Annotated in this window: 17 protein-coding genes, 10 tRNA genes and 2 rRNA genes; 4 read left to right on the top strand and 25 right to left on the bottom strand. The window is 40.0% G+C overall.

Going from position 1 to position 26,898, the window contains the following annotated elements:
* Positions 1-9: 9 nt before the first annotated feature.
* Genes RH061_RS01135 through RH061_RS01125 form a run of 3 tightly spaced genes read right to left on the bottom strand, consistent with a single transcriptional unit; the run spans position 10 to position 4,637 of the window.
* Positions 10-1,647 carry an ATP-binding protein gene (locus tag RH061_RS01135; protein ID WP_311073356.1) on the bottom strand — a complete coding sequence of 546 codons (1,638 nt, stop codon included), beginning with the start codon at positions 1,645-1,647 and terminating at the stop codon, positions 10-12.
* Positions 1,640-3,820, bottom strand: coding sequence for a Mu transposase C-terminal domain-containing protein (locus tag RH061_RS01130; protein ID WP_311073355.1), 2,181 nt, complete (start codon positions 3,818-3,820; stop codon positions 1,640-1,642). The genes RH061_RS01135 and RH061_RS01130 overlap by 8 nt, the downstream gene beginning before the upstream one ends.
* The gene (locus tag RH061_RS01125; protein ID WP_311073352.1) at positions 3,789-4,637 is read right to left on the bottom strand and encodes a TnsA endonuclease N-terminal domain-containing protein; all 849 of its coding nucleotides are present in this window, start codon (positions 4,635-4,637) and stop codon (positions 3,789-3,791) included. Before RH061_RS01125 ends, RH061_RS01130 begins: the two co-directional genes overlap by 32 nt.
* 186 nt (positions 4,638-4,823) lie before the next feature.
* Between RH061_RS01125 and RH061_RS01120 the strand changes: the two genes are divergently transcribed.
* Positions 4,824-5,867, top strand: coding sequence for an ArsR/SmtB family transcription factor (locus RH061_RS01120; protein WP_311073350.1), 1,044 nt, complete (start codon positions 4,824-4,826; stop codon positions 5,865-5,867).
* Positions 5,864-7,090, top strand: a complete 1,227-nt coding sequence (locus tag RH061_RS01115; RefSeq protein WP_311073348.1) for an MFS transporter — start codon at positions 5,864-5,866, stop codon at positions 7,088-7,090. The genes RH061_RS01120 and RH061_RS01115 overlap by 4 nt, the downstream gene beginning before the upstream one ends.
* 76 nt (positions 7,091-7,166) lie before the next feature.
* On the opposite strand, the gene RH061_RS01110 is transcribed toward RH061_RS01115, so the two are convergent.
* From RH061_RS01110 to RH061_RS01100, 3 genes are read right to left on the bottom strand one after another with little or no spacing between them, the layout of a single operon-like run.
* A complete protein-coding gene (locus RH061_RS01110) occupies positions 7,167-9,557 on the bottom strand; it encodes an ATP-binding protein (RefSeq protein ID WP_311073347.1) in 2,391 nt (796 codons plus the stop codon).
* Complete coding sequence (locus RH061_RS01105) at positions 9,557-10,255, bottom strand: ABC-three component system middle component 1 (RefSeq protein WP_311073346.1); 699 nt, start codon at positions 10,253-10,255, stop codon at positions 9,557-9,559. Before RH061_RS01105 ends, RH061_RS01110 begins: the two co-directional genes overlap by 1 nt.
* Complete coding sequence (locus tag RH061_RS01100) at positions 10,252-11,700, bottom strand: ABC-three component system protein (RefSeq protein ID WP_311073344.1); 1,449 nt, start codon at positions 11,698-11,700, stop codon at positions 10,252-10,254. The genes RH061_RS01105 and RH061_RS01100 overlap by 4 nt, the downstream gene beginning before the upstream one ends.
* A 237-nt stretch (positions 11,701-11,937) precedes the next feature.
* Between RH061_RS01100 and RH061_RS01095 the strand changes: the two genes are divergently transcribed.
* Positions 11,938-12,228, top strand: coding sequence for a hypothetical protein (locus RH061_RS01095; protein WP_311073342.1), 291 nt, complete (start codon positions 11,938-11,940; stop codon positions 12,226-12,228).
* Positions 12,229-12,377: 149 nt separating this feature from the next.
* Here the strand turns inward: RH061_RS01095 and glmS are convergent, their stop codons facing one another.
* The 6 genes from glmS to sigW form a co-directional block, all read right to left on the bottom strand.
* Positions 12,378-14,180: a glutamine--fructose-6-phosphate transaminase (isomerizing) gene (gene glmS, locus RH061_RS01090; RefSeq protein ID WP_311073341.1), complete on the bottom strand. Its 1,803-nt coding sequence runs from the start codon at positions 14,178-14,180 to the stop codon at positions 12,378-12,380.
* Between the two features lie 514 nt (positions 14,181-14,694).
* Positions 14,695-16,044 carry a phosphoglucosamine mutase gene (gene glmM, locus RH061_RS01085; RefSeq protein ID WP_311073340.1) on the bottom strand — a complete coding sequence of 450 codons (1,350 nt, stop codon included), beginning with the start codon at positions 16,042-16,044 and terminating at the stop codon, positions 14,695-14,697.
* A 36-nt stretch (positions 16,045-16,080) separates the two neighbouring features.
* Positions 16,081-17,313: a CdaR family protein gene (locus RH061_RS01080; RefSeq protein ID WP_311073339.1), complete on the bottom strand. Its 1,233-nt coding sequence runs from the start codon at positions 17,311-17,313 to the stop codon at positions 16,081-16,083.
* A complete protein-coding gene (gene cdaA / locus RH061_RS01075) occupies positions 17,306-18,133 on the bottom strand; it encodes a diadenylate cyclase CdaA (RefSeq protein ID WP_311073338.1) in 828 nt (275 codons plus the stop codon). The genes RH061_RS01080 and cdaA overlap by 8 nt, the downstream gene beginning before the upstream one ends.
* 328 nt (positions 18,134-18,461) lie before the next feature.
* The gene (locus RH061_RS01070; protein ID WP_311073336.1) at positions 18,462-19,115 is read right to left on the bottom strand and encodes a zf-HC2 domain-containing protein; all 654 of its coding nucleotides are present in this window, start codon (positions 19,113-19,115) and stop codon (positions 18,462-18,464) included.
* A 16-nt stretch (positions 19,116-19,131) separates the two neighbouring features.
* Positions 19,132-19,695 (bottom strand): RNA polymerase sigma factor SigW, encoded by a 564-nt coding sequence (gene sigW / locus RH061_RS01065; RefSeq protein WP_167834292.1) that lies wholly within the window; start codon positions 19,693-19,695, stop codon positions 19,132-19,134.
* Positions 19,696-19,942: 247 nt separating this feature from the next.
* Here sigW and RH061_RS01060 point away from each other — a divergent pair, with 247 nt between their 5' ends.
* The gene (locus RH061_RS01060; protein WP_102264885.1) at positions 19,943-20,113 is read left to right on the top strand and encodes an aspartyl-phosphate phosphatase Spo0E family protein; all 171 of its coding nucleotides are present in this window, start codon (positions 19,943-19,945) and stop codon (positions 20,111-20,113) included.
* Positions 20,114-20,195: 82 nt separating this feature from the next.
* Here RH061_RS01060 and rocF read toward each other — a convergent pair whose 3' ends face one another.
* From rocF to RH061_RS00995, 13 genes are all read right to left on the bottom strand, one after another.
* Entirely contained in the window at positions 20,196-21,092 is an 897-nt protein-coding gene (gene rocF / locus RH061_RS01055) for an arginase (RefSeq protein ID WP_311073334.1), read from the bottom strand.
* A 1,187-nt stretch (positions 21,093-22,279) separates the two neighbouring features.
* Positions 22,280-22,355: transfer RNA gene (locus RH061_RS01050), tRNA-Ala, on the bottom strand.
* Between the two features lie 4 nt (positions 22,356-22,359).
* Positions 22,360-22,434, bottom strand: a tRNA-Gly gene (locus RH061_RS01045).
* A gap of 70 nt (positions 22,435-22,504) precedes the next feature.
* A tRNA-Lys gene (locus tag RH061_RS01040) sits at positions 22,505-22,577 on the bottom strand.
* Positions 22,578-22,765: 188 nt separating this feature from the next.
* A tRNA-Gln gene (locus tag RH061_RS01035) sits at positions 22,766-22,840 on the bottom strand.
* 55 nt (positions 22,841-22,895) lie between these two features.
* A tRNA-Tyr gene (locus tag RH061_RS01030) sits at positions 22,896-22,980 on the bottom strand.
* 94 nt (positions 22,981-23,074) lie between these two features.
* Positions 23,075-23,150: transfer RNA gene (locus tag RH061_RS01025), tRNA-Thr, on the bottom strand.
* A 24-nt stretch (positions 23,151-23,174) separates the two neighbouring features.
* Positions 23,175-23,250: transfer RNA gene (locus RH061_RS01020), tRNA-Val, on the bottom strand.
* 29 nt (positions 23,251-23,279) lie between these two features.
* Positions 23,280-23,354 (bottom strand) — tRNA-Glu (locus RH061_RS01015).
* Positions 23,355-23,372: 18 nt separating this feature from the next.
* Positions 23,373-23,445, bottom strand: a tRNA-Thr gene (locus tag RH061_RS01010).
* A gap of 42 nt (positions 23,446-23,487) precedes the next feature.
* Positions 23,488-23,562 (bottom strand) — tRNA-Asn (locus tag RH061_RS01005).
* An 80-nt stretch (positions 23,563-23,642) separates the two neighbouring features.
* Positions 23,643-23,758, bottom strand: a 5S ribosomal RNA gene (rrf, locus tag RH061_RS01000).
* A 137-nt stretch (positions 23,759-23,895) separates the two neighbouring features.
* Positions 23,896-26,830, bottom strand: a 23S ribosomal RNA gene (locus RH061_RS00995).
* Positions 26,831-26,898 lie beyond the last annotated feature (68 nt).

The following is a 26,898-nucleotide window of genomic DNA, read 5'->3' as shown; positions in this document are numbered from 1 at the left end:
ATTCATCACCTAAAATAGTTTAGTATCTGAAAAAGGTGCTAATATCAAACCTCTTTCAAGCAGGGAATCGTGTGCTGATTTCCTGTTTTTTCTACCATTATCAACTATCTCGAGTAGAATATTCACTGATCTTTTATTTTTCTTTTCAGATTCTGCCGACTTTTTAGCTTCCGTAAGTTGATTAATTGTTAGTAATGACTTTTGGACTGCTTCCTGAAGGCTTATGTTCTTATTTTCTAAAATGATCCTTTTCGCCGTAGATTCTGCTAACTTCTCATTAATATCTAAATTAATTAAAGTTAAGATAACTTTTTCAAGAATTGACAACTCTTTTTGCTGTCTTTTTTCAGCTTGCTTTTCTTTCTGGGTGATTATCCTCTCCCTCATATTTACTACAGGTTTTCTGCTCAAAATGAATTCTTCAATATCAAAAGGTGTGATATCATCATATTTAGCAATTTCTTCAGGAATACCCTTTTTTAATGCAGTTAGCATATCTTGAACCATTAATAGATATTTCTTGCTTATCTTGTTTATTAACTTAGGTGTGATTTTTTCCTCTCCTGTTTCAATCGCATGCGATTGTGCAAGTAGAAATAGTTTTACTGCAATATCTACAATACCCTGACTCTCATAATGCAACACATCAATCCACTCCTGTGTAAGCACCTCTTTCTGTTTAGTCCATTGATATTCCCACATGCTGGTCAATAAAACTTCCCAATTATCATCTTTCTCCATTTGCCCCCATAATACTTCACCGTGCCCCCCAGCTCTTCTGGCTTGCCTGAAAGTAACCTGAAGCAACTCTTTAGCCTTAGTGGTGCCAATCAACATAAGTGGTATCCCAATTTCGTTAACAAGGGTTACTAAAAAATTCATCATACTAGAGGATACCTCATCTTTGGCAGTCAATAAATGCTGGATTTCATCAATTATTAATACTCCTAAACAATGTGCTCTTGCTAATTGACCTAGACGTATAATCAAAAAGCTCAAAGAATCTCGTTTGTTTCCATACTGTTTGAGATAGTTAGTACCTAGCAACTCATCTAACTTCAAAAAGAAGTCTAAGCATAACGTTTTTGGTGAGCCATCATTAGGACAATTAAGTTTTAACCATGGAATCTGTACAATGTTTAAAGGATACTGATGTACAATAACCTTTGGATAGAGTGATAGCACTCTTTCAATAGTAGATGTTTTGCCAATGCCCGAGAAGCCAATGACACACAAACTGGATGCAGATTTTCTTATCTCAGGGGGCAAACCTAAAGGTTCATTATTCTCTAATCTCCGGTGTAGCTCCATCAAGGTTTCCGCATGGGATCTACTGTTAGGATTTCGATAAACATATCCGCCTCTAATCAGTCTTGAAAACTTTGCTTCCACTTCAAGAGTTTTTTCAATAGGTTGATAAAACCGGGTAAGCCTTAGAAGTGAATGATATCTGTGATGTGCAGAGAGGTTTCTTTCTTTATCTTCATATTCAGGAATATAACTGAGTTGGTCAAACGCATCTTCATAAGACAGAATAGGTGGCAGTGCCTCAATTAATGGATTACCCTTGTAATCAACAACTTCTTGGTCTCTATATTGAGCTGTAAAAGCATAGTCCCCATTATCCAACTTAATTAATTTATCCATTTTCTTTCCGACCTCTTTTGGCAAATAATTGCTTTATCGATACTTTTGAATGAAGAGTACCATCGGATTCTTGATTATCCATAGGTTGATTAACGAAAGACTCAACTACATTATCTTTATCGGTGGTAGAACTAACTATCTCCTCTTCGGTAGACGGTTTTATAGACTCTTCAAAGCTTCTCTCCAGTTGCTCCTGCTTTCTGTATCCTTTAATATTTTTAGTTCTAGCAGCTTTGCTTAGAGATTTGTCTAGATGTTCTTTTTTATTCTTTTCTGCAGCTTTGACAATGCCTTGAATATCTGAATAGAAGTTAATTTCATTTTCCAGTTGGGTATGCTCAAAATTCTTCTTATCATCAGATTCAAATTCTATTAGTTGTTCAATTTCCTCAATTGTTTTATTTTTGTATCTGCTATGATGATCAACAAAATTACATGGAATGAATAGGTCCTTGTCATTTGAGTGTATATAAATTGTGTCCATATTTCTTGGATCGAAAGAAAACTCCACTTTCCAACTTCCTTTTAACCTTGCCCTTGAAAACCAACCCTCTTTTATTGCCACCGGAGTTGTATATAGCATTTTTTTATACTTGATACCTTTTTCTGTAACTGTTGCTGTAGCTCGTGGTAATAAATAAAATTTAATTTTTTCGATATTATGTTTATGCAATTTACCAGCAGCATTTTTTATTCCCCATTCCCATAATTTTATTGGAATAGGCTGGACATTATCTCCTATCTGTTCCTCAGTTCTTATATAATCATCCATATAGAAATTTTGGTTATAAAAAAGTATAAAATGGATTAATACTTTCGTGTAATCTTCTATAGTTAACGTTGCTTCTAGACGATAATCTTTAACTCCTCTTTCTCCATGATCCTTATGTACGTAACCTGGTATAAAGGGTTTTATTTTCTCTTGAGAAGTATCGAATAACTTCTCTACGATTCCTTTCCAGTCGGGACGATAGGGTGGTGTGTTGCTAATAAGAGGGCCTAAACCCTCAACCAAATGATCCACACCATGACTTGCCAGTTCACCTCTATCACCGATAATGTTGCTTGGCAAATGCATCGATGGCCACATATCTGAAGTGATATCAATATCATATTTTTTACAAAACTCCACCTTATCTGAACAAGCATTTAAAATAGCATTCATCATGGCTTTCCAAGAAGCATTTTCTAACCCTACATACAGTCCAGTAATTAAGTGAGTATTTACATCTACGATAAAATATGTGGTCGGTCTACCTACTATCCAATTGGGATTAAAACGACTTACTAAATAAGCATTACTTGGCGTTGCATCTATCTGAAAAATATCACCGGGTCCATCCGTTTCAGCTGTCGATGAACCAGTAATAGCTCTATAATTTTGTTCAAAAATATGTTTACCTTCGCGTGCTTTGGTAACATCATCACTAAAATACTCTTTTCTAAACCAATATTGAAATTGCCGAAATGTCGGTCTTTTTTCTTCTTCTACTAGCTTGATTTTTTCATTACCTTCTTTATCAAAATACTTATATTTTGAATAATAATCCGATGTCATGTTGTTAAAGGCAAATCTGAGTGAAGGCTTTTTCCTATCTAAGTAGTATTTTTCAATGGATTTTTTAAACTGATTTTTGATATCCTGTGTAATTACAATGCCTGTTTTTCCATTCTTTTTTGGTCTTCCAGTCTTCGTCTTATAGTTATTTTCTGACCTTTTGAGAGCATGATTAGGGAACAGGCTGTCTTTGTCCATTCCTCTTTGCCAATATTTTCTTAAGTTCTTTAAAACTGTATTACGAGAACCAATTGTATGGGAAGACATCACTTTATCAATAATTTTATTTCTTTGGTCTTTCTTAAAAATTCCTGGTTTATGGTCTACAAGGTCCTTTATATAAATCCAGGTTTTATCTCTATGCTCCAAATCTTTTTTTGTGGGCTTCCTGTTTAATATGAACCCTCGATCTACTTTAATTGTATATTCACCTAAGTATATTTTTTCTTCAATATGTTTAATGGTCATGATAAAAGGGAGTGCTTTATCTTTTTCTATATCTATTACATAAGCGATTATATTGCCAGAATCCACCCATAAGACTCTATAATTCCTTTCTAAATCAAGATCGACGATTAACTCATTAACTGATAAAGTCTCCATAATTTCTTTCAAAGCCTCCATTTCTAATATCAAGATCAGCCAAAGAGATTTTGTGAGGTTGTATTGCCTTTTCCATATCGTTAGTCACTAGATATTGACGAGCATATAAGTGCCTACAATAATATATTGCTGAACCATTATCCAAGTTATAAAGCGTATCAAATTCATTACAACAGTCAATTAACTTTTTTTCTGGTTTTTTCATAGCTATACTGGCTAAGAAACCTAAAAAATGAGTTGCCATTTCTTCCTCAACACTATTTGTTAGGTAATAATATTCGTGAATATATTTCATATTTTTGAAAAATTGCTTTGACATTACTTTCTCGTCAACTACTATCCACTCAACTCCTTTATCCTGCCAAAATTGCCTTTCTATTTCGAGCCTTCCTAAAACTTTTGGGTCTTCTTGCTTTTCACTTGGTTTAATTGATCGAGCTATATGAATAATGTCTTTACCAATACGAGTTGTTACTAAAAAATCAGTGGTCATTACTATGGGAGTTTGAGTACTATTCTCAAATGGATGTGGGATATTTTTCTCTGAGGCGATTGCAATGGTGTCATCTCTGTCTAGAGGATACTGCTCTTTTATATCAATTACTTTATTGCTCCACTCTAAATAATAAAAAAAGGAAAGTTCTAAATCAGAAAGAAGTTCATGCTTTCTATTTGTTTTCCATCCTTTAGGGCGATGGGACCTGCCTTCACTAGGTACATCTTGAATTGTCAGCCATGGTAAATAGTTATTTAAATCACCAGAGCCTCTACCTTCTGCGTAACGCTTGGCGATTTTTTCTTCTGTCCATGTATACTTGTTTCTCGACATAAATCCACCTCCTATAAACAACTTTTTCCTATTAGTAACAAAAATCAACACAATTTGCAAGTAACTAAGAGTTGCTTCCAGCACTAACAACTAAAACAAATAACTATTCATATTTATTTCATAATTATTGAATATTTTATTCGAATATTTTAGAATAAAAGATATTAAATTATAGGAGGGGTTTTTTTGAAATATAATTTTTCGCCGCAGCCTCTTGAAACAATTTCAGTACAAGTAGAATCCTCACATGTTTGGGAAGTGATACTAGGCATAGCTGGATTTACCCATGCAAAACTACGACATACATTTGAATTGGATGAAAAGTGGTCAAACGAAAAAGAAACAATGCCAGTTTCACTAGTAAATAATTTGAAAATGATTGAAAAGACAAACTTTTGGTATGGATTAATTATGCTTCAAAACAAATTATCATCGTCATCAGTTCAAGAGTTTGAGAAACTTCTTTCAGTAATTCCACTTGAGAGTTTTTATGACACACTTTTACCTTATAAGAATCGAAATACTGAAGCCATGAGGAAAGCAGCTTCTTCAGAATATCATCGTCATGAATTATTCGATAACTATGCTAAACATTTTGAAGACCATGATTTTTTAAGTGGGTATATACGTAATCTCGCTCTCTATACACATCAGGAACTTTACGATCTATTCATAAATACTATGAACAGCTGGTTAAATTGGATAAGTAAACAAGGAGAATGGGAAAAATGGATTCAGGCACTTGGTTTTGAAAAGAAGCAAAGTAATCTACTGGATATGACAAATCCACTTGAGAAAATTGAATTTATTACCGACGGTATTAAATATCTTCCTGAACCTTCTGTTTGGACTGTTAAATTAATTCCTCACGTATCATATCGTCCTTGGGTATTAGAAGCCCGGACTCCTGATACTAAACTCTTTTTTTATCCCATAAAGGAAGAATACTTGTTGGAACAAGGCGTTCCACCAAATGAATTAATACGTATTTATAAGGCATTAGGGGATGAGTTGCGATTAAAATTACTCTATCAACTCTTAAAGGGACCGTTATCACTCCAAGAGTTAAGTGTACAGTTTAATACTTCTAAAACAACATTACATCACCAGCTTTCAATATTAAAAGCAGCAAAATTTATTCAAGTTGAAAGAGGAGTCTATTCGGCGAATTTAGCACAGATTAATAATTTTTCCGGAAAACTCTATCAGTATCTTGGTATTGTCAAATGAGGAAGTTCTCTAAGTCATTTCAAGCACTTTGGATTGGTGAAATTATATCAGAATTTGGAGGGGCAGCTGGGGGAATTATTAATGGCCTATTACTTTATGAATTAACAGGATCAAAGGAATGGATGGGTGTACTTTGGTTGGTTTATTTTATTCCCTCTTTAATATTGCAAGGCATTAGTGCCCCATTCCTTAATCATGTAGTAAAGGAGAAAATGCTTCAAAACATACAATTGATTCGTGCTGGAGCCTATGTTCTTCCACTGGTTGGTTTCTTGATTGGTACAGATGTTGGAACAATCTTAGGGTTGATCGTATTGCAATGTTTACTAGGGTTGATGCAACCCATTTACGCAAGTTTATCATTTTCACTATTGCCTGAAGTTTGTAATGAAAAAGATCTGGTAGAAGCAAATGGATTATTAGATGGCACTATTCGACTTATGGGTTTTATCGCGCCAGGAGTTATTTCCTTATTTCTATTGATTAGTCCAATGCCTTACATTTATGGATTTTCTTCATTAATGTTTCTTGCTAGCTACTTAGCTCTTTCACGTATTCCACAATTAAGTAAGAAGAAAGTTGGCACATGGACAAAAAAATTCTGGTGGACAGAAATGAAAGAAGGCTATCGAACGTTTTTTAAATATCCACATCTTTTTCAACTCACATTTCTTTCTTCTACAGTTCAGTTTGCGGTTGGGGCAACAATGGTTTTAAGTATTCCTTTTGTAAGAGGAGAACTTAATGGTGATTACTGGGAGTACGCAATATTTTCAGGAGCATTTCCAGTCGGTTATGCTTTAGGCATGATACTACTTACTAAATTACCTAAAACCCAGCAAACTATGTACCTTGGTTTAATTGGAGGGGGTTTTTCATTCCTTCTTTTATTACTTGTAACATCGATTCCATTTGCATGGTTATGTGAATTGCTAGGGGGGATTTTGTTTCCTTTATTCAATGCTCAAAGTGCTGCCATTTTCCAACGTGACGCTCCTAGAGATCGTTTAAGTCAGCTAAGTGCAGTTCGCCTGCTTTTCCTCAGAGTTACAATGCCCATGGGAATTTTGTTTGCTTCCTCATCACTATTTGACTTAAGCATCCGTCAAATATATTTTATTGTCGGCATTGTAATTATTTTACCTGGATTGTTTTACTTCTTGACTTCATTTTTTCAACCAAAGACTGATTCACATGCGAATAGTAATCAAAAATTATGGTAAAAAAAAGCGTGTGTTTTGTAAAACATACGCTTTTTTGAGGATATCAACTTTTTGTTATACAGAGATTTCTCTAAATTTAAGAATTAACATAAAATCTATCTTTTACGTTATACTTCAGAACCTCTAAACCATACTTCTTAAATTTATAACGAATGAATCGAGAAACATCATCTTCATGTGTGGATAAGAAAATTTGTTTATGTTTAAAGTCGTTACGAAGTAGTTCCACAAAGGATGCCATATTAATCTCATCCATTGTCTGAACTGGGTCATCAATCAGAAGAATATCCATAGAGCCGTTTCCATATACCTTGTTCAAGGCCAATGTAAAAGCTATTACAAGAGCAGACATTTGTCCAGAAGAGAGATAGTTTACTGCATCATGATCAGATTTTGAATTTGCAACGAATTTAATACTTTTAACGCCATCCCCTTCACTTTCTTCTATAAAAAGCCCCAAACCCCTTTGATAATCCTGTAGAAGTTTTCCACTATAGATATAGAACGGAATTTCAATATCACGCATAATACGCTTCCAGTGCTGACCGATACGCTTTTCATAAATTTTTATAATGTCATTGGATTTTTCAATACCTAATTCTACTACTTTAAGTCTAGATTGTAATTGAGAAATTTCTATCTCTAGTTTTTTAATTATTTCGGAACTGCGATGAAAATATTGAAAATCAACATACTGTGCTTTTTGATGTATTTGTTTTAATGTTATCCTCCTAACACGTCCTTCAGAAGATGCAAAAAGATCTTGGTAAATTGATTCAAATTTGTAAGTCTTCTCATCAAACTCAGTGTATCCATTTTTCACGGCATGTTTTTTACCTATTAGATGCATGGAAAGCTCTTCGACCCGAGCTTCTATGTCTTGAAAAAACTGTTGTTCCTTGTTAAGATAACTAAGCACTTCAAGAGCATTAAATTTACACCATTCTAAAAACGATTGAACCATGTTTCTTCTCTTGTAGCTAGATGATAGTTGTTTGAAAAATTTGTCATCAACAATATGACTATCATTACTTAAATATTCCTCAATCCAACTGAAAATTGGTTGCAGATGTTCATTATAAAGAGAATCTAATTCAACTTCAAACTTTGCTATTGATGAATCGTAAAATCTCCGGAACTGTTTTCCCTTTAATTGTATTTGTTCTAACAGGTTATTATGAGAATTCCATTCTTGTCCACAAAGAGGGCAATGGGATTCATCTACAATATTATATTTATTTGCTTTTTCAAAATGCTGGATTAATGTGTTTCTTGTTGAGTTAACTTCCTGAACAATTTCAGCTAGTTCACCAGCATTTTTCTTATAATCAATTAGCAAATCAATTTTATCTTTAATAGTTTTTATATCCACTTTTTGGTCAACCAATTTCTTTAATTCTTCTAGCGGTATTGTTACTAAATTTTCAGGGACCTTCTCTTTAGTTAAAATTCCTTTTAATTTTCTAAGTTTTTCTTCCTTTTCTTTTTTCTCCTTTAAACCATTATATACATCCATAAAATTACCTAAAATAATAGTATCACGTAACAATTGTTTATCATCAGCTTTTGCTTGCAAAGCTTTGTTTTTTTGTGCCTTTAAGAACTCATCAAAATTCTTCCTAAAATCGTAAAGCTCCCTTAATTCATTTAGGAAGAGATTCCTTGTTTCCTGTTGAGTTGAAATAACTTTTTTATCCCATTCTTTTGGATTTGTAAGTTCAGGAATCAGTTGAAAATATTCTACGTCAACAAGTTTACTTTTATCTATATTTGTGACTCCTGATGTAAGAGTGCTTAACAAATTCAATTTATTTGGCAAGGTACCTTTATTTCCATCGATTTCCCTTCGTTCACGTTCTAATACACCCTTAAATTTCTCCAATTTCTCCTTTTCTGCTTGTTCCTTTTTTGTATCAAATAGTTGAGAGATTTCATTCATACGTTCTTTTCCAGGCTTTTTTAAAAAGAATGTCTTTTCTTCTTGTTGAATATAGTAAAATAAGCTGAAGTATCGAGTTAGCTCATCCATTTCTAATGAAGGAAAAATATCTTCTGTTTTCTGGAGAATTTGAGATGATAGAGGTTCTTCAAAACTTTTTACAACATACGTATCAAATAAACTCCAATTATCTGGTTTACGGTCTAATGCATTTAGTTTCTTACTTGCATCGAAAATTTTTACAACAGTAAAAGTCTGCTTACCATTGTCGAACTCAATTTTAATTACGGTGTCTTTACTCTTATCCTTTGAAAAAAGTAAATCACTATAACCCATCCTTCCATCAGCTGTGTTGTTGACACGATAAACACGTCCGCAAACTACCAATTCTATTGCATCAAATATAGTGGTTTTTCCAAAACCATTAGGCCCATCAAAAACAATTAAATCTTTATTCACAAAATCTATAAACTTATAGTCAATAGATTTAAAATTCTCAATCAATATTTTTTTAATTCTGTATGCCATTATTCTTCGCCTCCATCATCAAAAACCTGAAGGATATTGTTAATATCGTCAAACTCTTCTAATTCCAATAAAGCGCTGGTATATTTTAATAATCCCGATTTTCTCAGTTCCATTTTGATTCCCTCTTCTAAGTCCTCCATCTGCTCCTCTCCTCGTTCTAATATAAGGAATGGAATCTTTATCATTAGTTTAGAACAAAGATTATATATTGTGTTTTTCTGAGGGTGATTTTTTAACTCAATGAAATCGTCCTTATTATTTATAATATTGTTAATTATTTCTTTTGTACTCTTTGTCTTATGCTTTTGAAGCATCTCCGAAAGTTCATTCGCTTGTTTCTTAGTATAAGTAAATACATATTTTTTAAAAAAGTAAGGATCTTCTTCAACTTGAAAAATTTCTCGGTTTCTCTCTAATTCGCTCAATTCTGTCTCTCGATTTAAACAAATTAAAAGTGAGAGGTTTTTATCCATCCGCTCATCATATCCAATTTCCAAGCTCTTAATCCCGTAGTAATAATCAGGAACGTACTTTTCAAGAAAATCATCTCCAATTTTATCAAGAAACAGCACTAGATAAAAATTGATGAAGTTCTCATGTGTATTAACAGCAAAAAAGCCTTCTTCACCTTTAAGAAAGGGCACCGTAAGCTCTTTGAAATTTTGATCCTTAAATATACGCTTTACTACTTGTCTCATTTATTTAACTCCTCTTTTGCCCTTGTTAAATCAATCATTCTTATTTTTTTTATTTTAACTATTCGATCGTGGTAATCTTTTTCTCGAGTCTCACTTTTGTGAAAAGCTTCATTAAACTGTTCTTCTACTTCTGGGATATCCAAATTAAATTTTTCGGGCTTCAGCATTGGGAGATTTATACTTTTGGTAATCATTACATCAACTTCATGCAGTGATTCTTCGACTAAACTTGCATTCTGAAGTATTTTTTCTACCATCCTTCCGACAGTAGCCTTTTTGTTTGATTCAATAATAGTTGTGGGCAGGTATGAAATATTTTTTAAATCATCTCCTTTTTTTAAAAACATATGCTTAACAGAATCTATTTTATTTTGAATTTGTATCAAAATCTCTAAATATCCCTCTTTCATATGAGTTTCTGGGATATAATATCTTAGTGCTTCAAGTAAAGTTTCTGGATCGTCCTCATTTATAGGATGGTGAGGAGTTATTTTCATACAAAATTTAAGAAAGCTTTCATCATCTAATTCCAGAACAGCATTTATCAAACTATGCAGATTATCTTTATTGGGGGAATATTCAGTCTCATCGTCCAAATCTTCTATAAATTGATTGGTTATTAAATTGAATTCATGTCGAAGCTTATAAATACAAAACTCCCTACTAGGCAGCTCATAGTTTCTATGAATCACCTCAAAAATCTCCTGGAAAGAAACAGATGCTTTTTGTTCTTTTTTACCAATTTGTATATCTCGATGCCTTTCCCGAATATTTCTATCCAGCAAACCAAGTAAATGAAGATATGTTCGATTTAGGTGTTGTTCCGTCTTAAATCCTTTATAAATTTTCCCTAACTGAGTCTTAATCTTCGGCTCAATGTCCTCCATACTACAGTATTGATAATCCTCTTCATAAGTATAGATTGCAAATTTACCAAAGACCTCATCATATCGTCCAGACCTTTTCACATAATCATGACATTCTTTAGGAGTCCAGTAGATCTTTAATTTGGTTTTTTTCTCAACTTGTATTTCTTCTTCTGGTTCATTTTTTTCAGTCATTTTATATGTTAATAAATTTTGATGGAGACTTTCTGTTTTACTTAAAGGAACGGTAGTGTGTAAATATGTATTCTTTACTTGAGGAATATCAAGGGACTTAGCCAATAAAAGCCAAATTGCATCTTTATATTTACTTGGCATTGATTCTTTATAGGTTTTAACTTGATGTAAAGCAATATATTTGTCATTTTGTAAAATTGAGAAATCCTCCAACCATTCAAGTTCTAGCTTATATGGACCGCATGAATCATAATCCAGATTTAATTCATTAATCATTTTTAAAACAACAAATATACCAACTTTTCCTTGATGATTATAGCCATTCCAACTTGGACTTGCATCCGTTGTATATTTTTGAAGTTGTTCTAATGTGGTTAAGCTCATATTTGTCTCACCCATTTCATGAAATTATGAAAATTTCCATATCACTTACAGTTATTATTTTACTAGAGCGAATTATAATTTGCTTATTTTTTTTAAAATAATTTCATAAATGTATATATTTATTTACAGTTAGATGTGCGCCCATTTTTATCTTTTAATGACGGGTTAAGATTATAAAGAAGGAGTAAAATTTCTAATATAGAATTAATACATAAAATAGAAGGGAGCGAATATTTAATGGATTTTCCAATTTGGGCACTAAGTGGACGTTTTTGCGGAAAGGTTATTGATGACCAAGTATATGATGAAGATGGTAATCATGTTGGATATATAGATGATAAGAGAATTTTTGCAGCTGACACAGGAAATGTTGTAGGTGAATTTTATAGAGAAGATAGAGTGGGTTTAAAAACTTTTAAAGCGTACCCCATTAGAGGTGCTAGAGGCATTAGAGGTTCTAGGGGCTTTGGAAAAAGAGCTGATAAGGCAGCAATTAGCCCAGGAGGTTGGAAAGATCCGGAGTTCTAATAGAAAAACCTGACGAACTAATTCATCAGGTTTTTTAATCTCTATTGAGTTGTATGAATCACTACTGTATTGTTCACATCACTAATAAGTTGTATAGGTCATAACTTAGTTGTTCGTAAACAACTGGGTTCCAATCTAAACTCTTTATATTATTCAACCGTTACCGATTTAGCCAAGTTACGTGGCTTATCGACGTCACAGTCGCGGTGCAGCGCTGCGTAGTATGAGATCAACTGCAGCGGGATTACTGAGATAAGAGGTGTTAATAGGCTGTGCACTTCTGGAATGACGAAGCGGTCTTCGTCTGTTTCCAGTCCACTCATGGAGATGATGCACGGGTTAGCTCCGCGGGCTACGACTTCTTTGACGTTTCCACGGATGCTCAGATTAACGAATTCTTGTGTAGCAAGGGCAATGACAGGTGTGCCTTCTTCGATCAAGGCGATTGTTCCGTGTTTCAGTTCGCCTCCTGCAAAGCCTTCAGCCTGAATGTACGAGATTTCCTTTAGCTTCAACGCGCCTTCTAGTCCTACGTAGAAGTCGATTCCGCGTCCGATGAAGAATGCGTTTCTTGTCACAGTCAGGTATTCGCGTGCGATGCTTTCGAATTCTTCTTTATCGTCGCAAAGAGCTTCCATTGCTGTCGCTACGATTCCTAATTCCTGCACAAGATCAAAATCAACTTCATGGCCGATTCCGCGAGCTGTTACTTCTGCCAAAATAGCTAGGACAGCAAGCTGTGCTGTGTATGCTTTTGTTGAAGCAACCGCGATTTCAGGACCAGCGTGAAGTAGAAGCGTGTAGTCTGCTTCACGGGAAAGCGTTGAACCAGGAACGTTTGTGATCGTCAATGCTTTGTAGCCCATCTCCTTCACCTGAACAAGAACCTGGCGGCTATCCGCAGTTTCTCCGCTCTGTGAAATGAAGATGAACAATGGCTTTTCTGATAGAAGCGGCATATTGTAGCCAAACTCACTTGAGATATGAACTTCAACAGGAATCTTCGCCAATTTTTCGATGAACTGCTTGCCGACAAGACCAGCATGGTATGAAGTACCCGCAGCGATGATGTAGATGCGGTCTGCATCCTTCATAGCCTTCACGATGTCAGAGTCGATTTCAAGTGCGCCTTCGCCATCCTGGTAGTTCTGGATGATTTTACGCATCACAAGCGGCTGCTCGTCGATTTCCTTGAGCATATAGTGAGGGTATGTTCCCTTTTCAATGTCGCTTGCATCAAGCTCTGCAGTGTAAGGAGCGCGAGAAATCACTTCTCCTTCAAGGTTCTTGATTGTCACTTCATCTTTCGTGACAATGACCATTTCCTTGTCCATCAGTTCAACATATTGGTTTGTAACCTGGATCATTGCCATTGCGTCACTGGCAACAACGTTGAAGCCATCGCCAAGGCCGACAAGAAGCGGGCTCTTGTTTTTCGCCACAAAAATCGTGTCTTCGTTTTGCTCATCTATAAGAGCAAGTGCATATGAACCATGTAAAAGTGTCAGCGTCTTACGGAACGCATCCTCTAAGCTCAGACCTTCTTTTACGAACAGTTCGATTAACTGGACGATAATTTCAGTGTCTGTTTCACTTTTCAATTCGACATTCTGCAAATACTCGCGCTTCAATAGATCGTAGTTCTCGATGACACCATTGTGGACAAGAGTCAGTCTGCCAGTTGAGCTTTGATGAGGGTGAGCGTTCACCTTGCTTGGAGGACCGTGAGTCGCCCAACGAGTATGGCCAATTCCAGCGTTCGCCATTACATCATTGTCCACTGCGTTGCGAAGGTCCGCAATGCGTCCTTTTTCCTTAAAAACGTGAACTCCCTTTTCGTTCATGACTGCGATCCCTGCAGAGTCATATCCTCTATATTCAAGCTTTTCAAGGCCTTTTAATAAAATCTCTTTCGAGTCATAATTTCCGATATATCCAACGATTCCACACATAACTTCTTTTCCTCCTGTACGACAGGGGGCAAGAAGCCTCTTATATAGGGGCAGCTTGCCCCCTTATCTCATATAATTGGTTTGAGGTCAGACTTCGTGAATCCAATCCTCTTTAGTTTTAGCATCCCCATCTTTTTGTGCATTAAGTTGCCCTAATGTTTTGAAGATGGAATTCGCGGCTGTGCTTTCAGCCGGGAGGCATCCGCCGAAACTTCGATAAACCTCCACCTCGTCAACTAACCCAAATTCCGGTCAAGGATTAGTCCTGGCGCTTTAGTTTTCCATTGATCTACCTCTGCCCACCTTTCGATAAATTGTTTTTCAAGGCAAAAATCAGCCTTTTACAAAAACAGGATTATCATACATGATAGTTATCCATCCGTCAATAGAAATTAAAGGGAAACACCCTTCCCGTACAGATACCCTTTACAGGACAGCTAAAAACTCCCTTCATAAATAAATATGCATAAGGGCTCTTCTTTGTGCTTGAAGCCCTTATGCATATGATTGATTTCTATTCTTTTAAACCCATTTCCTCTTGAACGACCGCTGCGATACGGTTTACATATTCCTGGCATAGCTCTGCTGTTGCTGCTTCTGCCATGACACGTACCAATGGCTCTGTTCCGGAAGGACGGACAAGGATGCGGCCATTGCCGTTCATTTCCGCTTCTACCTCTTCAATTACTGCTTTTACCTTCTCGTTATCTGTTACGTGGTACTTATCCGTTACACGGATGTTAACAAGAACCTGCGGATATTTTTTCATTTCCGCTGCCAGTTCAGAAAGCGGCTTGTTTGTTGCTTTCATGATGTTGGCAAGCTGCAGGCCTGTCAGCAGGCCGTCACCTGTTGTGTTGTAGTCCAGGAAGATGATATGGCCAGACTGCTCGCCACCGAGATTATAGCCATTTTTCTTCATTTCTTCTACTACATAACGGTCGCCAACAGCCGTTTGGACGCTTTGCACACCGTTCTCCTCAAGGCCTTTGTAAAAGCCAAGGTTGCTCATTACAGTTGAAACGACTGTACCCTGTTTTAACTGGCCGCGTTCTTTCATGAATTTTCCGCAGATATACATGATCTGGTCGCCATCAACGATGTTTCCTTTTTCATCAATCGCAATCAGGCGGTCGCCATCTCCGTCAAAAGCAAGGCCTAGATCCGCTCCCTTTTCCTTTACGAATTCAGCAAGTGCTTCCGGATGTGTCGAGCCGACACCATCATTAATATTCAAGCCGTTTGGCGATGCGCCCATTGTGGAAGTGTCAGCATCAAGGTCAGCAAACAAATGCGTAGCCAATGATGACGTTGCTCCGTGTGCACAGTCAAGAGCGATGTGCAGACCGGTAAACTCTTCATCAACTGATTGCTTAAGGTATTGAAGGTACTTTTGGCCGCCTTCAAAGTAATCATTTACCTGTCCAAGGTTAGCGCCTACTGGACGAGGAAGCTCGTCTGTGTCCATATCCATCAATTGCTCGATTTCATTTTCTTGATCATCAGATAGCTTATATCCGTCGGGTCCAAAGAATTTGATGCCGTTATCTGCAACTGGATTGTGGGAAGCTGAGATCATGACGCCAGCCTGTGCGCCAAGAGCCTTCGTCAAATAGGCAACACCTGGTGTCGAGATGACGCCGAGCCTCATAACTTCCGCTCCGATTGATAATAGGCCGGCAACCAGTGCTCCTTCAAGCATATGTCCAGAAATACGAGTGTCCCTTCCGATCAATACCTTAGGACGATCATGCTCCTTAGTGAGGACATAGCCTCCAAAGCGGCCAAGCTTGAAAGCCAATTCTGGCGTTAATTCGCTGTTCGCAACACCGCGTACTCCGTCTGTTCCGAAATATTTACCCATTCTTAAAATCTCTCCTTGTATGAAAATTGCAGTCAATTACGCATCTTTTTTCAAAATCGATATACTGGCTTTTTCTTCAGCCAATTTCCAGGTTATATTTTGTGGTGCTGTCACTATCAAGTTGACTTCATGGTTTCCCTCATCCAGTTCCGAAACATCGATCAGAATTCTAAAATCATCGGATGACAGGGCCGAAACAATATCACTTGGCCCTGTAATGGTCAAATTCGCCTGGCCGTTAGCAGGATCCAGGAAATCGACTTCATAGCCGTCATCTTTCCCATCAATTTCAATGGGGACATTGGATATACTTTTCTCCGAAGCCTTAGTGACTTTTACACCCACTTTAACCGTTTCGGGGGAAACCCGAACAATTCCTTCCCCGATAATGACCGGGAGGGTGAGTTCCGTGTCCTCCTCGATCTTACTGACATCCACCTCGACCCTGACATTATTGAATTTCTCAAGTACGTCTGGGTCAGCGATAATCTCAGCTTCCTTCGTTTCTAACGTTATTGAATCGATTGTTACTCCGCTTGGAGGAGTCCCCTTACGGACAATATCAATCGGTACCTTTTTACTCGAGCTTTTCACCGGGATGGTTACATCTACTACCCCTGGTTCGACGATGACTTCCAACTTATTCATATCCTTATCAAGGGCAAGGACACTCGCCTCTCGTGTGATCGTCTCCGAAATTTTGCCTGCTGAGTTCACAGTAGCTTTCACATAGGTGATTCTGTCGATAACATCTTTTGCACCTGTGATTTGGACTTTATTAGGCTTAACAGCTGGTTTCTCGGCAATATAGCCTTCTTCAACTATACTTCCGTTGAATTCTGCCTCAACGCTGAATTCCTTCGTAACCTTTTCCTGGATGGATACATTTGCATACCCAGGCTCGATGGTAACGGTCAGCCGATCTGAGACATCTTTAATCGTAATTGGGACTCGCTGTTTGCCGATTTCGGCATCTGTCAAATCAACGAACACTTCGAAGTTCCGTAGAGTTTTCGCCTGCTGAACAAGATTCTTCGGTCCTTGCAGCGTGACGGTAACCGTTTCAGGAACACCCGATACGACTAAGGTGTCGGTATCATAAATCCTTTTTACTGGTACGTCTTCAATCGTTTCTACCTTTTCATCTGAAGGCACATTCACATCACCAGGCTTACCTGGCTCGTTCTTAGGTACAGACCCAAAGAGCAGAACAGCAAGAACCAAGGCAACAACTTTTATGAACCAAGGATTATCCATCCATTTATCCATTTTTCTTCCCCCTCCAATTCCAGCGGGTAGAAGCAGCCTGCTTGATTCTTGATGGCGAAACCAGCTCGGCTGTCAGCAGTTCCCTTAGCGTTTCCCCGCTCAAGTCCCTGTAAAGTTCGCCATTCCTTGTGACTGAAACATTCCCGGTTTCTTCAGAAACGACAATCGTAATACTGTCGGTTACTTCACTGATACCGAGTGCAGCCCTATGCCTGGTACCGAGTTCCTTCGAAATGAACGGACTTTCCGATAGCGGCAAATAACAAGCCGCTGCGGCAACGATGTTCTTCTGTATCACTACAGCTCCATCATGAAGCGGCGTATTCGGTATAAAAAGATTGATCAACAGTTCAGAAGAGATTCTTGATTGAAGCTGGATGCCTGTTTCTATGTAATCACTCATTCCTGTTTCTCTTTCAATTGAGATCAATGCCCCGATCCGGCGCTTAGCCATATAATCGGTGGCCTTGATAATGGCCTCCACCATCTTCTCTTCGTCTTCCTCTTCCTGCAGACCTGATCTGGAAAAAAGCCGCCCTCTGCCGAGCTGTTCAAGTGCCCGCCGCAATTCAGGCTGGAAGATGATGATAATGGCCAGGAATCCCCAGGTTAGTACTTGTTCCATCATCCAGCTGAGCGTATTCAACCCGAGGTAATCACTGATAAACTTTACAATCAGGATGACAAAAATCCCTTTTAAAAGCTGGACAGCTTTCGTACCTCGAATAATGGCAATCAGCTTGTAAATGACGAACCAAACCAGGAGAATGTCAACAATATTAGCTAGATATTCTAAAAAATCGAAATCCGCAAACGACATTGCACTTCCTCCAGTAGTTTAGTAAGGCTCCTTCAGGCAGTTTCAGAACTCGCCTCAAGGTCTTTATTGTTAAAAGTAAAATCGGCTTCAGGGTTGCCAGTTTAGAAGCAGCAAAACAAGGTGCTCCGAAGCCTTTCGAAATGTGATATATCATTCATAATGGGCGAAATCGCCTTTTGAAAACAAATCCACTTCAGCTATAAACAAATGTAACTTTTTTATTATACCATAAGCTTTGTTCAAATTAATAATGATGTCAATTGCAGTGTCCTTGTCAGTCGATCCTCATCCAATCCATACAGAAATGGGCCCTAAAAAACAGCCATTCCTATTGGAATGACTGTTCCTTTTCGTCGTTCTCAAAAAGATCTGCCGTGTTTTTAGCTGTCTTCTTAATATGGTACCAGATCCACTCGAACACTTCATTGACCTCTGTTATTTCGCCGGTGACATTGCCGGCAGATGCCATGTAGTTCTCACCGTTGATCAATTCGCCGTTGATCACTGTGACATTACCCTGGACCTCGCCTTCAATTTTCACCTTGCCATTCCTGACTACGACATCTCCCTTGACGACTTCCCCTTCAGGTACGATGACTGTATCATTTTCAACAATCAGATTTGGCTGCTTCGATACTGAAAACTGGTGTTCTTCATTCCAGGTTGAAAAGATGCTGGCAGTCATCAACGCCAAGAACAGCGAGGCAGCTGTTAACAATGGATGGCTCCGGAACCATCGCTGGATTTCTGTCTTCTTCTTTTCCTTCGGCAAGCCAGCCATTACCTTTGATGTAAAATCAACTGGTGCCTGGATGTGAGAGGTGCTCTGTACAAGCGCGATTGCCTTGTTCAGCTCCCTGAAGTATTCCTGGCAATCGGTACAGCTCTGCAGGTGCTCCCTTAAAATCTTTTCATGTTCTTCGGAGATTTCTTCATCTAAATATTCATGCATATAGTCGATAACTTGTTCGGGACATTTCATAAACTTTCACCTCACCTTATACGTGTCGCAACTGCTGCCTTAAGGCTTCTCTTCCTCGATGGATCCTCGTCTTCACTGTGCCAAGGGGCAAATCCAGTATTTCGCTGATCTCATTCAAGCTGAGCTCTTCAATATACTTTAATACGATGACCGACCGATATTTATCGGGTAGTTTTGAAATTTCTTTTTGGATCGTGTCGTGCAATTCAATACTTTCGACCTCATCCTCTGGTAACGGTGTTTCGGATGGTACCTGAGAATACATCGTCAAGCCCTCTGTTCCAGGCACTTCCGCATCGAGGAAATAATCGGGTTTCTTTTTGCGGATCCGGTCAATGCATAGGTTAGTAGCAATTCTATACAGCCATGTTGAAAACTTCAAGTTTTGATTGAAGCTGTTAATATTGATATATGCACGTATAAATGCCTCCTGTGCAATATCTTCTGCCTCATGCCGATTTCCAAGCATACGGTAGCAAAGCTGGAATACCTTGTCCTTGTATACCTCAACAATCTCTCCATAGGCATTTTGGTCTCCCTTGAGTACTTGCTTTATTCTGTGTTTTACAATTGTCTCCATTATTTTACCTCCGCGCTTCATGCGGCTAATCGATATACGAATCGATTCCGTAAAAGGTTTCGTTTTTTTTTTATAAAAACTTTATTTATGTAATTAAATGACAAAATCATCTTCTAACTGACTTATTTTGCGAAAAAAATCTAAAAAACACGATAAGTTAATATTAACAAATTATTACCAGTTTGGTTTAAAAAGTTTTATAAGGGGTATAAATGAACTATATTTCACTGAAAGCGAGGAACTAATAGTGTGTGCAGATACATTGTTGAAGGATATTGAAAATTGCCGAAAAGAAATGGTTGAATTAGCCGCAAAAACCTCGCTGTCAAATCAACGGGTTGTGGACATCAGCACTAAACTCGACCATCTGCTAAATAAATATTATCACTTAACCTCAAAAAAGACATTTCTATATTAATAATAAGAGAGCAGCAGCCAGACTTTGGCCGCTGCTCTTATTTTTCCTGCTACTATGAGTTTATTCCAAAACCATATGAGGATTACAAAAGTTTTTCTCCAAATAAAGACCCCATCAAGGCCACTGCCGCGACAGCTGTCTTATTCTTTTCATCAAGGATTGGATTGACTTCAACGAACTCAGCTGAAGTGATGACCTTTGCTTCAGCTAACATCTCCATAGCCAGGTGGCTTTCACGGTAACTGATCCCTCCAGTTACCGGTGTTCCTACACCAGGAGCATCTGTTGGATCCAGACCATCCAAATCAAGTGAGAGGTGGACACCATCCGTCCTATCTTTAAGATAGTTGACTGTTTCCTCGATGACGGCAGCCATTCCGAGGCGATCGATTTCATGCATCGTGAACACTTTAATGCCCATTTCCTTGATGAGTTCCTTTTCACCCTCATCCAGCGCACGCGCTCCTATAATGACAATATTTTCAGGCTTTACCTTCGGCGCAAACCCGCCTAATTGAGTCAGCATCTCATGACCCAAACCAAGGCTCGCTGCAAGCGGCATACCGTGAATATTACCAGACGGAGAAGTTTCCGCTGTATTTAAATCACCATGCGCATCATACCAGATGACACCCAGGTTCTTATAATGCTTGGATACACCTGCCAATGTTCCGATTGCAATGCTATGGTCACCGCCTAATACAAGCGGAAATGACCCCGACTCAATAATCTTGTCTACCTGATCAGCAAGTAAACTATTTTTTTCCGCTACCAGCTCCAGGTTGCGCAGATTGCTATTAGGATCAATCTTTACCTCAGGTCTGCCAATAGCAATATCTCCCAAATCCTCTATCTCATCAAATAACACTCTTAGTCTTTCATTTATTCCAGCATAACGAATCGCACTCGGGCCCATGTCGACTCCCCTTCTCATCTGACCCAAATCCATCGGCATGCCAATAATCGAAAGTTTCTTCATTGTTTTCTCCCCCTTGCTATCTCTCGTCTACCCCTTATTTTAAACGCTTTCATTCAAATGACTCAACTGGACAATTTTATGAATATATATACGGTTGAGAATTGAGTGAATTTATGGACATATTTTTTCGCTAAACCCTATTGAGGGGATTATTTGAACAGCCACGGGTGGGATCTGCGGTGTAGTTCCGGTTGATTACGTACTGCCATAGAACTGATTTTCTTGACAGCTTTGGGTCCTTCCAGCTGAAACCTGTCACAATAATTGCTCTTTCTTGACAGCTTTGAGCTCCACAACCTAAAAGCTGTCACAATAACTGCTCTTTCTTGACAGCTTTGCGCTATACATCCTGAAACCTGTCACAATAACGGCTTTTTCTTGACAGCTTTGAGCTATACATCCTCAAACCTGTCACAATAATTGCTCTTTCTTGACAGCTTTGAGCTATACATCCTGAAACCTGTCACAATAACGGCTTTTTCTTGACAGCTTTGGGTCCTTCCAGCTGAAACCTGTCACAATAACTGGACTTTCTTGACAGCTTTGAGCTCCACAACCTAAAAGCTGTCACAATAACTGCTCTTTCTTGACAGCTTTGCGCTATACATCCTGAAACCTGTCACAATAACGGCTATTTCTTGACAGCTTTGGTCTTTGCAACCTGAAACCTGTCACAATAATTGTTTTTTTCTTGACAGCTTTGAGCTATACATCCTCAAACCTGTCACAATAATTGCTCTTTCTTGACAGCTTTGAGCTATACATCCTCAAACCTGTCACAATAACGGCTTTTTCTTGACAGCTTTGGTCTTTGCATCTTGAAACCTGTCACAATAATTGCTCTTTCTTGACAGCTTTGAGCTATACATCCTGAAACCTGTCACAATAACGGCTTTTTCTTGACAGCTTTGGTCTTTGCATCTTGGAACCTGTCACAATAATTGCTTTTTCGTGACAGCTTTGGTCTTTGCATCTTGAAACCTGTCACAATAATTGCTCTTTCTTGACAGCTTTGAGCTCCACAACCTAAAAGCTGTCACAATAATAGGAGTTGCTAGAACTTAACTCCTCTAAACTACTGCTTTACAGGTTAAAGTGAGAGTATTAATGAGCACTAAGAATAAAAAAATAAAAAAAGCCATAAATCCTATTGGATTTATGGCTGAAATGGTATTTATGTAGTGTGATGGTGGAGCCTAGCGGGATCGAACCGCTGACCTCCTGCGTGCAAGGCAGGCGCTCTCCCAGCTGAGCTAAGGCCCCATTTTGGAGCGGAAGACGGGATTCGAACCCGCGACCCCAACCTTGGCAAGGTTGTATTCTACCACTGAACTACTTCCGCATGAATTTATTATATAGGTAAAGCCCCTAAAAATAAAGGACAAGTTCATTCTTAGGGGCCTTAACATGAGTGAGCCATGAAGGACTCGAACCTTCGACCCTCTGATTAAAAGTCAGATGCTCTACCGACTGAGCTAATGGCTCATATCTATATTGAACCCTAAACAAGTTCTGCTTGGATCCTGTGCTCAAAAGACTTTCGGTCTTTCTCGCAAGTTGCCGCTGAAGTTCATCATTGAAGCAAGCAACTGACTGAGCTAATGGCTCATAGGATATAATCTACCCTATTCATAGTCTCTTAAGCATCTTATAATGCAAAAAAGAAAATAAAATGGCTGGGCTAGCTGGATTCGAACCAACGCATGACGGAGTCAAAGTCCGTTGCCTTACCGCTTGGCTATAGCCCAATGAAAAAAATAAAAAGGACATTAGTAGCTTGTCCAATTTTAATATGTATTAAAGTGGTGGAGGGGGACGGATTCGAACCGCCGAACCCGGAGGGAGCGGATTTACAGTCCGCCGCGTTTAGCCACTTCGCTACCCCTCCACATAATAGAACATCCTAACTGGTTACATGCTCAAAATCCCTTCGGGATTTTTCGCATCTTTCCGCTGAAGCTTATTCAGGGAAGTTAGAAAGATGGTGCCGGCGAGAGGACTTGAACCCCCAACCTACTGATTACAAGTCAGTTGCTCTACCAATTGAGCTACACCGGCATTAAGGAAATCATATATGGAAAATGGTGGAGGATGACGGGATCGAACCGCCGACCCTCTGCTTGTAAGGCAGATGCTCTCCCAGCTGAGCTAATCCTCCATATTTTGTTCGTTAAGACAGAAAAATCTTGGTGACCCCTACGGGATTCGAACCCGTGTTACCGCCGTGAAAGGGCGGTGTCTTAACCGCTTGACCAAGGGGCCATATAATAATATATTCAGAGCTTCCAAGCGGGCTCGAACCGCTGACCTCTTCCTTACCATGGAAGTGCTCTACCTGCTGAGCTATGGAAGCATGTTGCTGCCAGCTCAAATGACTTTCGTCATTTAGAGATAATGGCTCCGCAGGTAGGATTCGAACCTACGACCGCTCGGTTAACAGCCGAGTGCTCTACCACTGAGCTACTGCGGAATAATGGTAATTTTCATAACTCTTGCAGATGATTCGAATGCCACATCTTAGAATTTAACCCAAGATGATCATGCATCATCGCCCGGCGGCGTCCTACTCTCACAGGGGGAAACCCCCAACTACCATCGGCGCTGAGAAGCTTAACTTCCGTGTTCGGTATGGGAACGGGTGTGACCTTCTCGCCATCGCCACCAGACAATTTTCAAGGACAATATTTATTATACTGCCTTTTATGCATTTTTCAAGAGGTAATTTGGTTTGCTTTCGCAAAAACTTTGTTCCCTCAAAACTAGATAATGTGTAAGAAGAGTTCAAGAAGAACGAATGATCAATTTGGTTAAGTCCTCGAACGATTAGTATCAGTCAGCTCCACACGTCACCGCGCTTCCACCTCTGACCTATCAACCTGATCATCTTTCAGGGTTCTTACTAGCTTGCGCTATGGGAAATCTCATCTTGAGGGGGGCTTCATGCTTAGATGCTTTCAGCACTTATCCCGTCCGCACATAGCTACCCAGCGATGCCTTTGGCAAGACAACTGGTACACCAGCGGTGCGTCCATCCCGGTCCTCTCGTACTAAGGACAGCTCCTCTCAAATTTCCTGCGCCCACGACGGATAGGGACCGAACTGTCTCACGACGTTCTGAACCCAGCTCGCGTACCGCTTTAATGGGCGAACAGCCCAACCCTTGGGACCGACTACAGCCCCAGGATGCGATGAGCCGACATCGAGGTGCCAAACCTCCCCGTCGATGTGGACTCTTGGGGGAGATAAGCCTGTTATCCCCGGGGTAGCTTTTATCCGTTGAGCGATGGCCCTTCCATGCGGAACCACCGGATCACTAAGCCCGACTTTCGTCCCTGCTCGACTTGTAGGTCTCGCAGTCAAGCTCCCTTGTGCCTTTACACTCTGCGAATGATTTCCAACCATTCTGAGGGAACCTTTGGGCGCCTCCGTTACTCTTTAGGAGGCGACCGCCCCAGTCAAACTGCCCACCTGACACTGTCTCCCGCCCCGATCAGGGGCGCGGGTTAGAATTTCAATACAGCCAGGGTAGTATCCCACCGACGCCTCCACCGAAGCTGGCGCTCCGGTTTCTCAGGCTCCTACCTATCCTGTACAAGCTGTACCAAAATTCAATATCAGGCTACAGTAAAGCTCCACGGGGTCTTTCCGTCCTGTCGCGGGTAACCTGCATCTTCACAGGTACTATAATTTCACCGAGTCTCTCGTTGAGACAGTGCCCAGATCGTTACGCCTTTCGTGCGGGTCGGAACTTACCCGACAAGGAATTTCGCTACCTTAGGACCGTTATAGTTACGGCCGCCGTTTACTGGGGCTTCGATTCAGAGCTTCGCGTGAGCTAACCCCTCCTCTTAACCTTCCAGCACCGGGCAGGCGTCAGCCCCTATACTTCGCCTTGCGGCTTCGCAGAGACCTGTGTTTTTGCTAAACAGTCGCCTGGGCCTATTCACTGCGGCTCATCCGGGCTATTCACCCAAATGAGCACCCCTTCTCCCGAAGTTACGGGGTCATTTTGCCGAGTTCCTTAACGAGAGTTCTCTCGCTCACCTTAGGATTCTCTCCTCGCCTACCTGTGTCGGTTTGCGGTACGGGCACCATTTATCTCGCTAGAGGCTTTTCTTGGCAGTGTGGAATCAGGAACTTCGGTACTATATTTCCCTCGCTGTCACAGCTCAGCCTTCACGCAAGCGGGATTTGCCTCACTTGCAGCCTAACTGCTTAGACGCGCATATCCAACAGCGCGCTTACCCTATCCTCCTGCGTCCCCCCGTCGCTCAAACGATAAAGAGGTGGTACAGGAATATCAACCTGTTGTCCATCGCCTACGCCTTTCGGCCTCGGCTTAGGTCCCGACTAACCCTGAGAGGACGAGCCTTCCTCAGGAAACCTTAGGCATTCGGTGGATGGGATTCTCACCCATCTTTCGCTACTCATACCGGCATTCTCACTTCTAAGCGCTCCACCAGTCCTTACGGTCTGACTTCAACGCCCTTAGAACGCTCTCCTACCACTGACATCTAAGATGTCAATCCACAGCTTCGGTGATACGTTTAGCCCCGGTACATTTTCGGCGCAGAGTCACTCGACCAGTGAGCTATTACGCACTCTTTAAATGGTGGCTGCTTCTAAGCCAACATCCTGGTTGTCTAAGCAACTCCACATCCTTTTCCACTTAACGTATACTTTGGGACCTTAGCTGGTGGTCTGGGCTGTTTCCCTTTTGACTACGGATCTTATCACTCGCAGTCTGACTCCCACGGATAAGTCTTTGGCATTCGGAGTTTGTCTGAATTCGGTAACCCGATGAGGGCCCCTAGTCCAAACAGTGCTCTACCTCCAAGACTCTTACAACGTGAGGCTAGCCCTAAAGCTATTTCGGAGAGAACCAGCTATCTCCAAGTTCGATTGGAATTTCTCCGCTACCCACACCTCATCCCCGCACTTTTCAACGTGCGTGGGTTCGGGCCTCCAGTTGGTGTTACCCAACCTTCACCCTGGACATGGGTAGATCACCTGGTTTCGGGTCTACGACCACATACTCATTCGCCCTATTCAGACTCGCTTTCGCTGCGGCTCCGTCTTCTCAACTTAACCTTGCATGTAATCGTAACTCGCCGGTTCATTCTACAAAAGGCACGCCATCACCCATGAACGGGCTCTGACTACTTGTAGGCACACGGTTTCAGGATCTCTTTCACTCCCCTTCCGGGGTGCTTTTCACCTTTCCCTCACGGTACTGGTTCACTATCGGTCACTAGGGAGTATTTAGCCTTGGGAGATGGTCCTCCCAGCTTCCGACGGGATTTCACGTGTCCCGCCGTACTCAGGATCCACTCAGGAGGGAACGAAGTTTCAACTACAGGGTTTTTACCTTCTCTGACGGGCCTTTCCAGACCACTTCATCTACCCCGTTCCTTTGTAACTCCATGTAGAGTGTCCTACAACCCCAAGAGGCAAGCCTCTTGGTTTGGGCTATGTCCCGTTTCGCTCGCCGCTACTCAGGGAATCGCGTTTGCTTTCTCTTCCTCCGGGTACTTAGATGTTTCAGTTCCCCGGGTCTGCCTTCAATGCCCTATGTATTCAGGCAAAGATACTGTTCCATTACGAACAGTGGGTTTCCCCATTCGGAAATCTCCGGATCAAAGCTTACTTACAGCTCCCCGAAGCATATCGGTGTTAGTCCCGTCCTTCATCGGCTCCTAGTGCCAAGGCATCCACCGTGCGCCCTTTCTAACTTAACCTAAAAGGTCATTTCTCTATTGAATAGAGAGAAAACTAAAATGGCGATCACTCGGTTTTTCTTGGTTCT

The organism is Mesobacillus jeotgali, assembly GCF_031759225.1.
Taxonomy (GTDB): Bacteria; Bacillota; Bacilli; order Bacillales; family Cytobacillaceae; genus Mesobacillus; species Mesobacillus jeotgali_B.
Note: the sequence above shows the minus strand (reverse complement) of the source record. Positions and strands in the feature narration are given on the sequence as shown.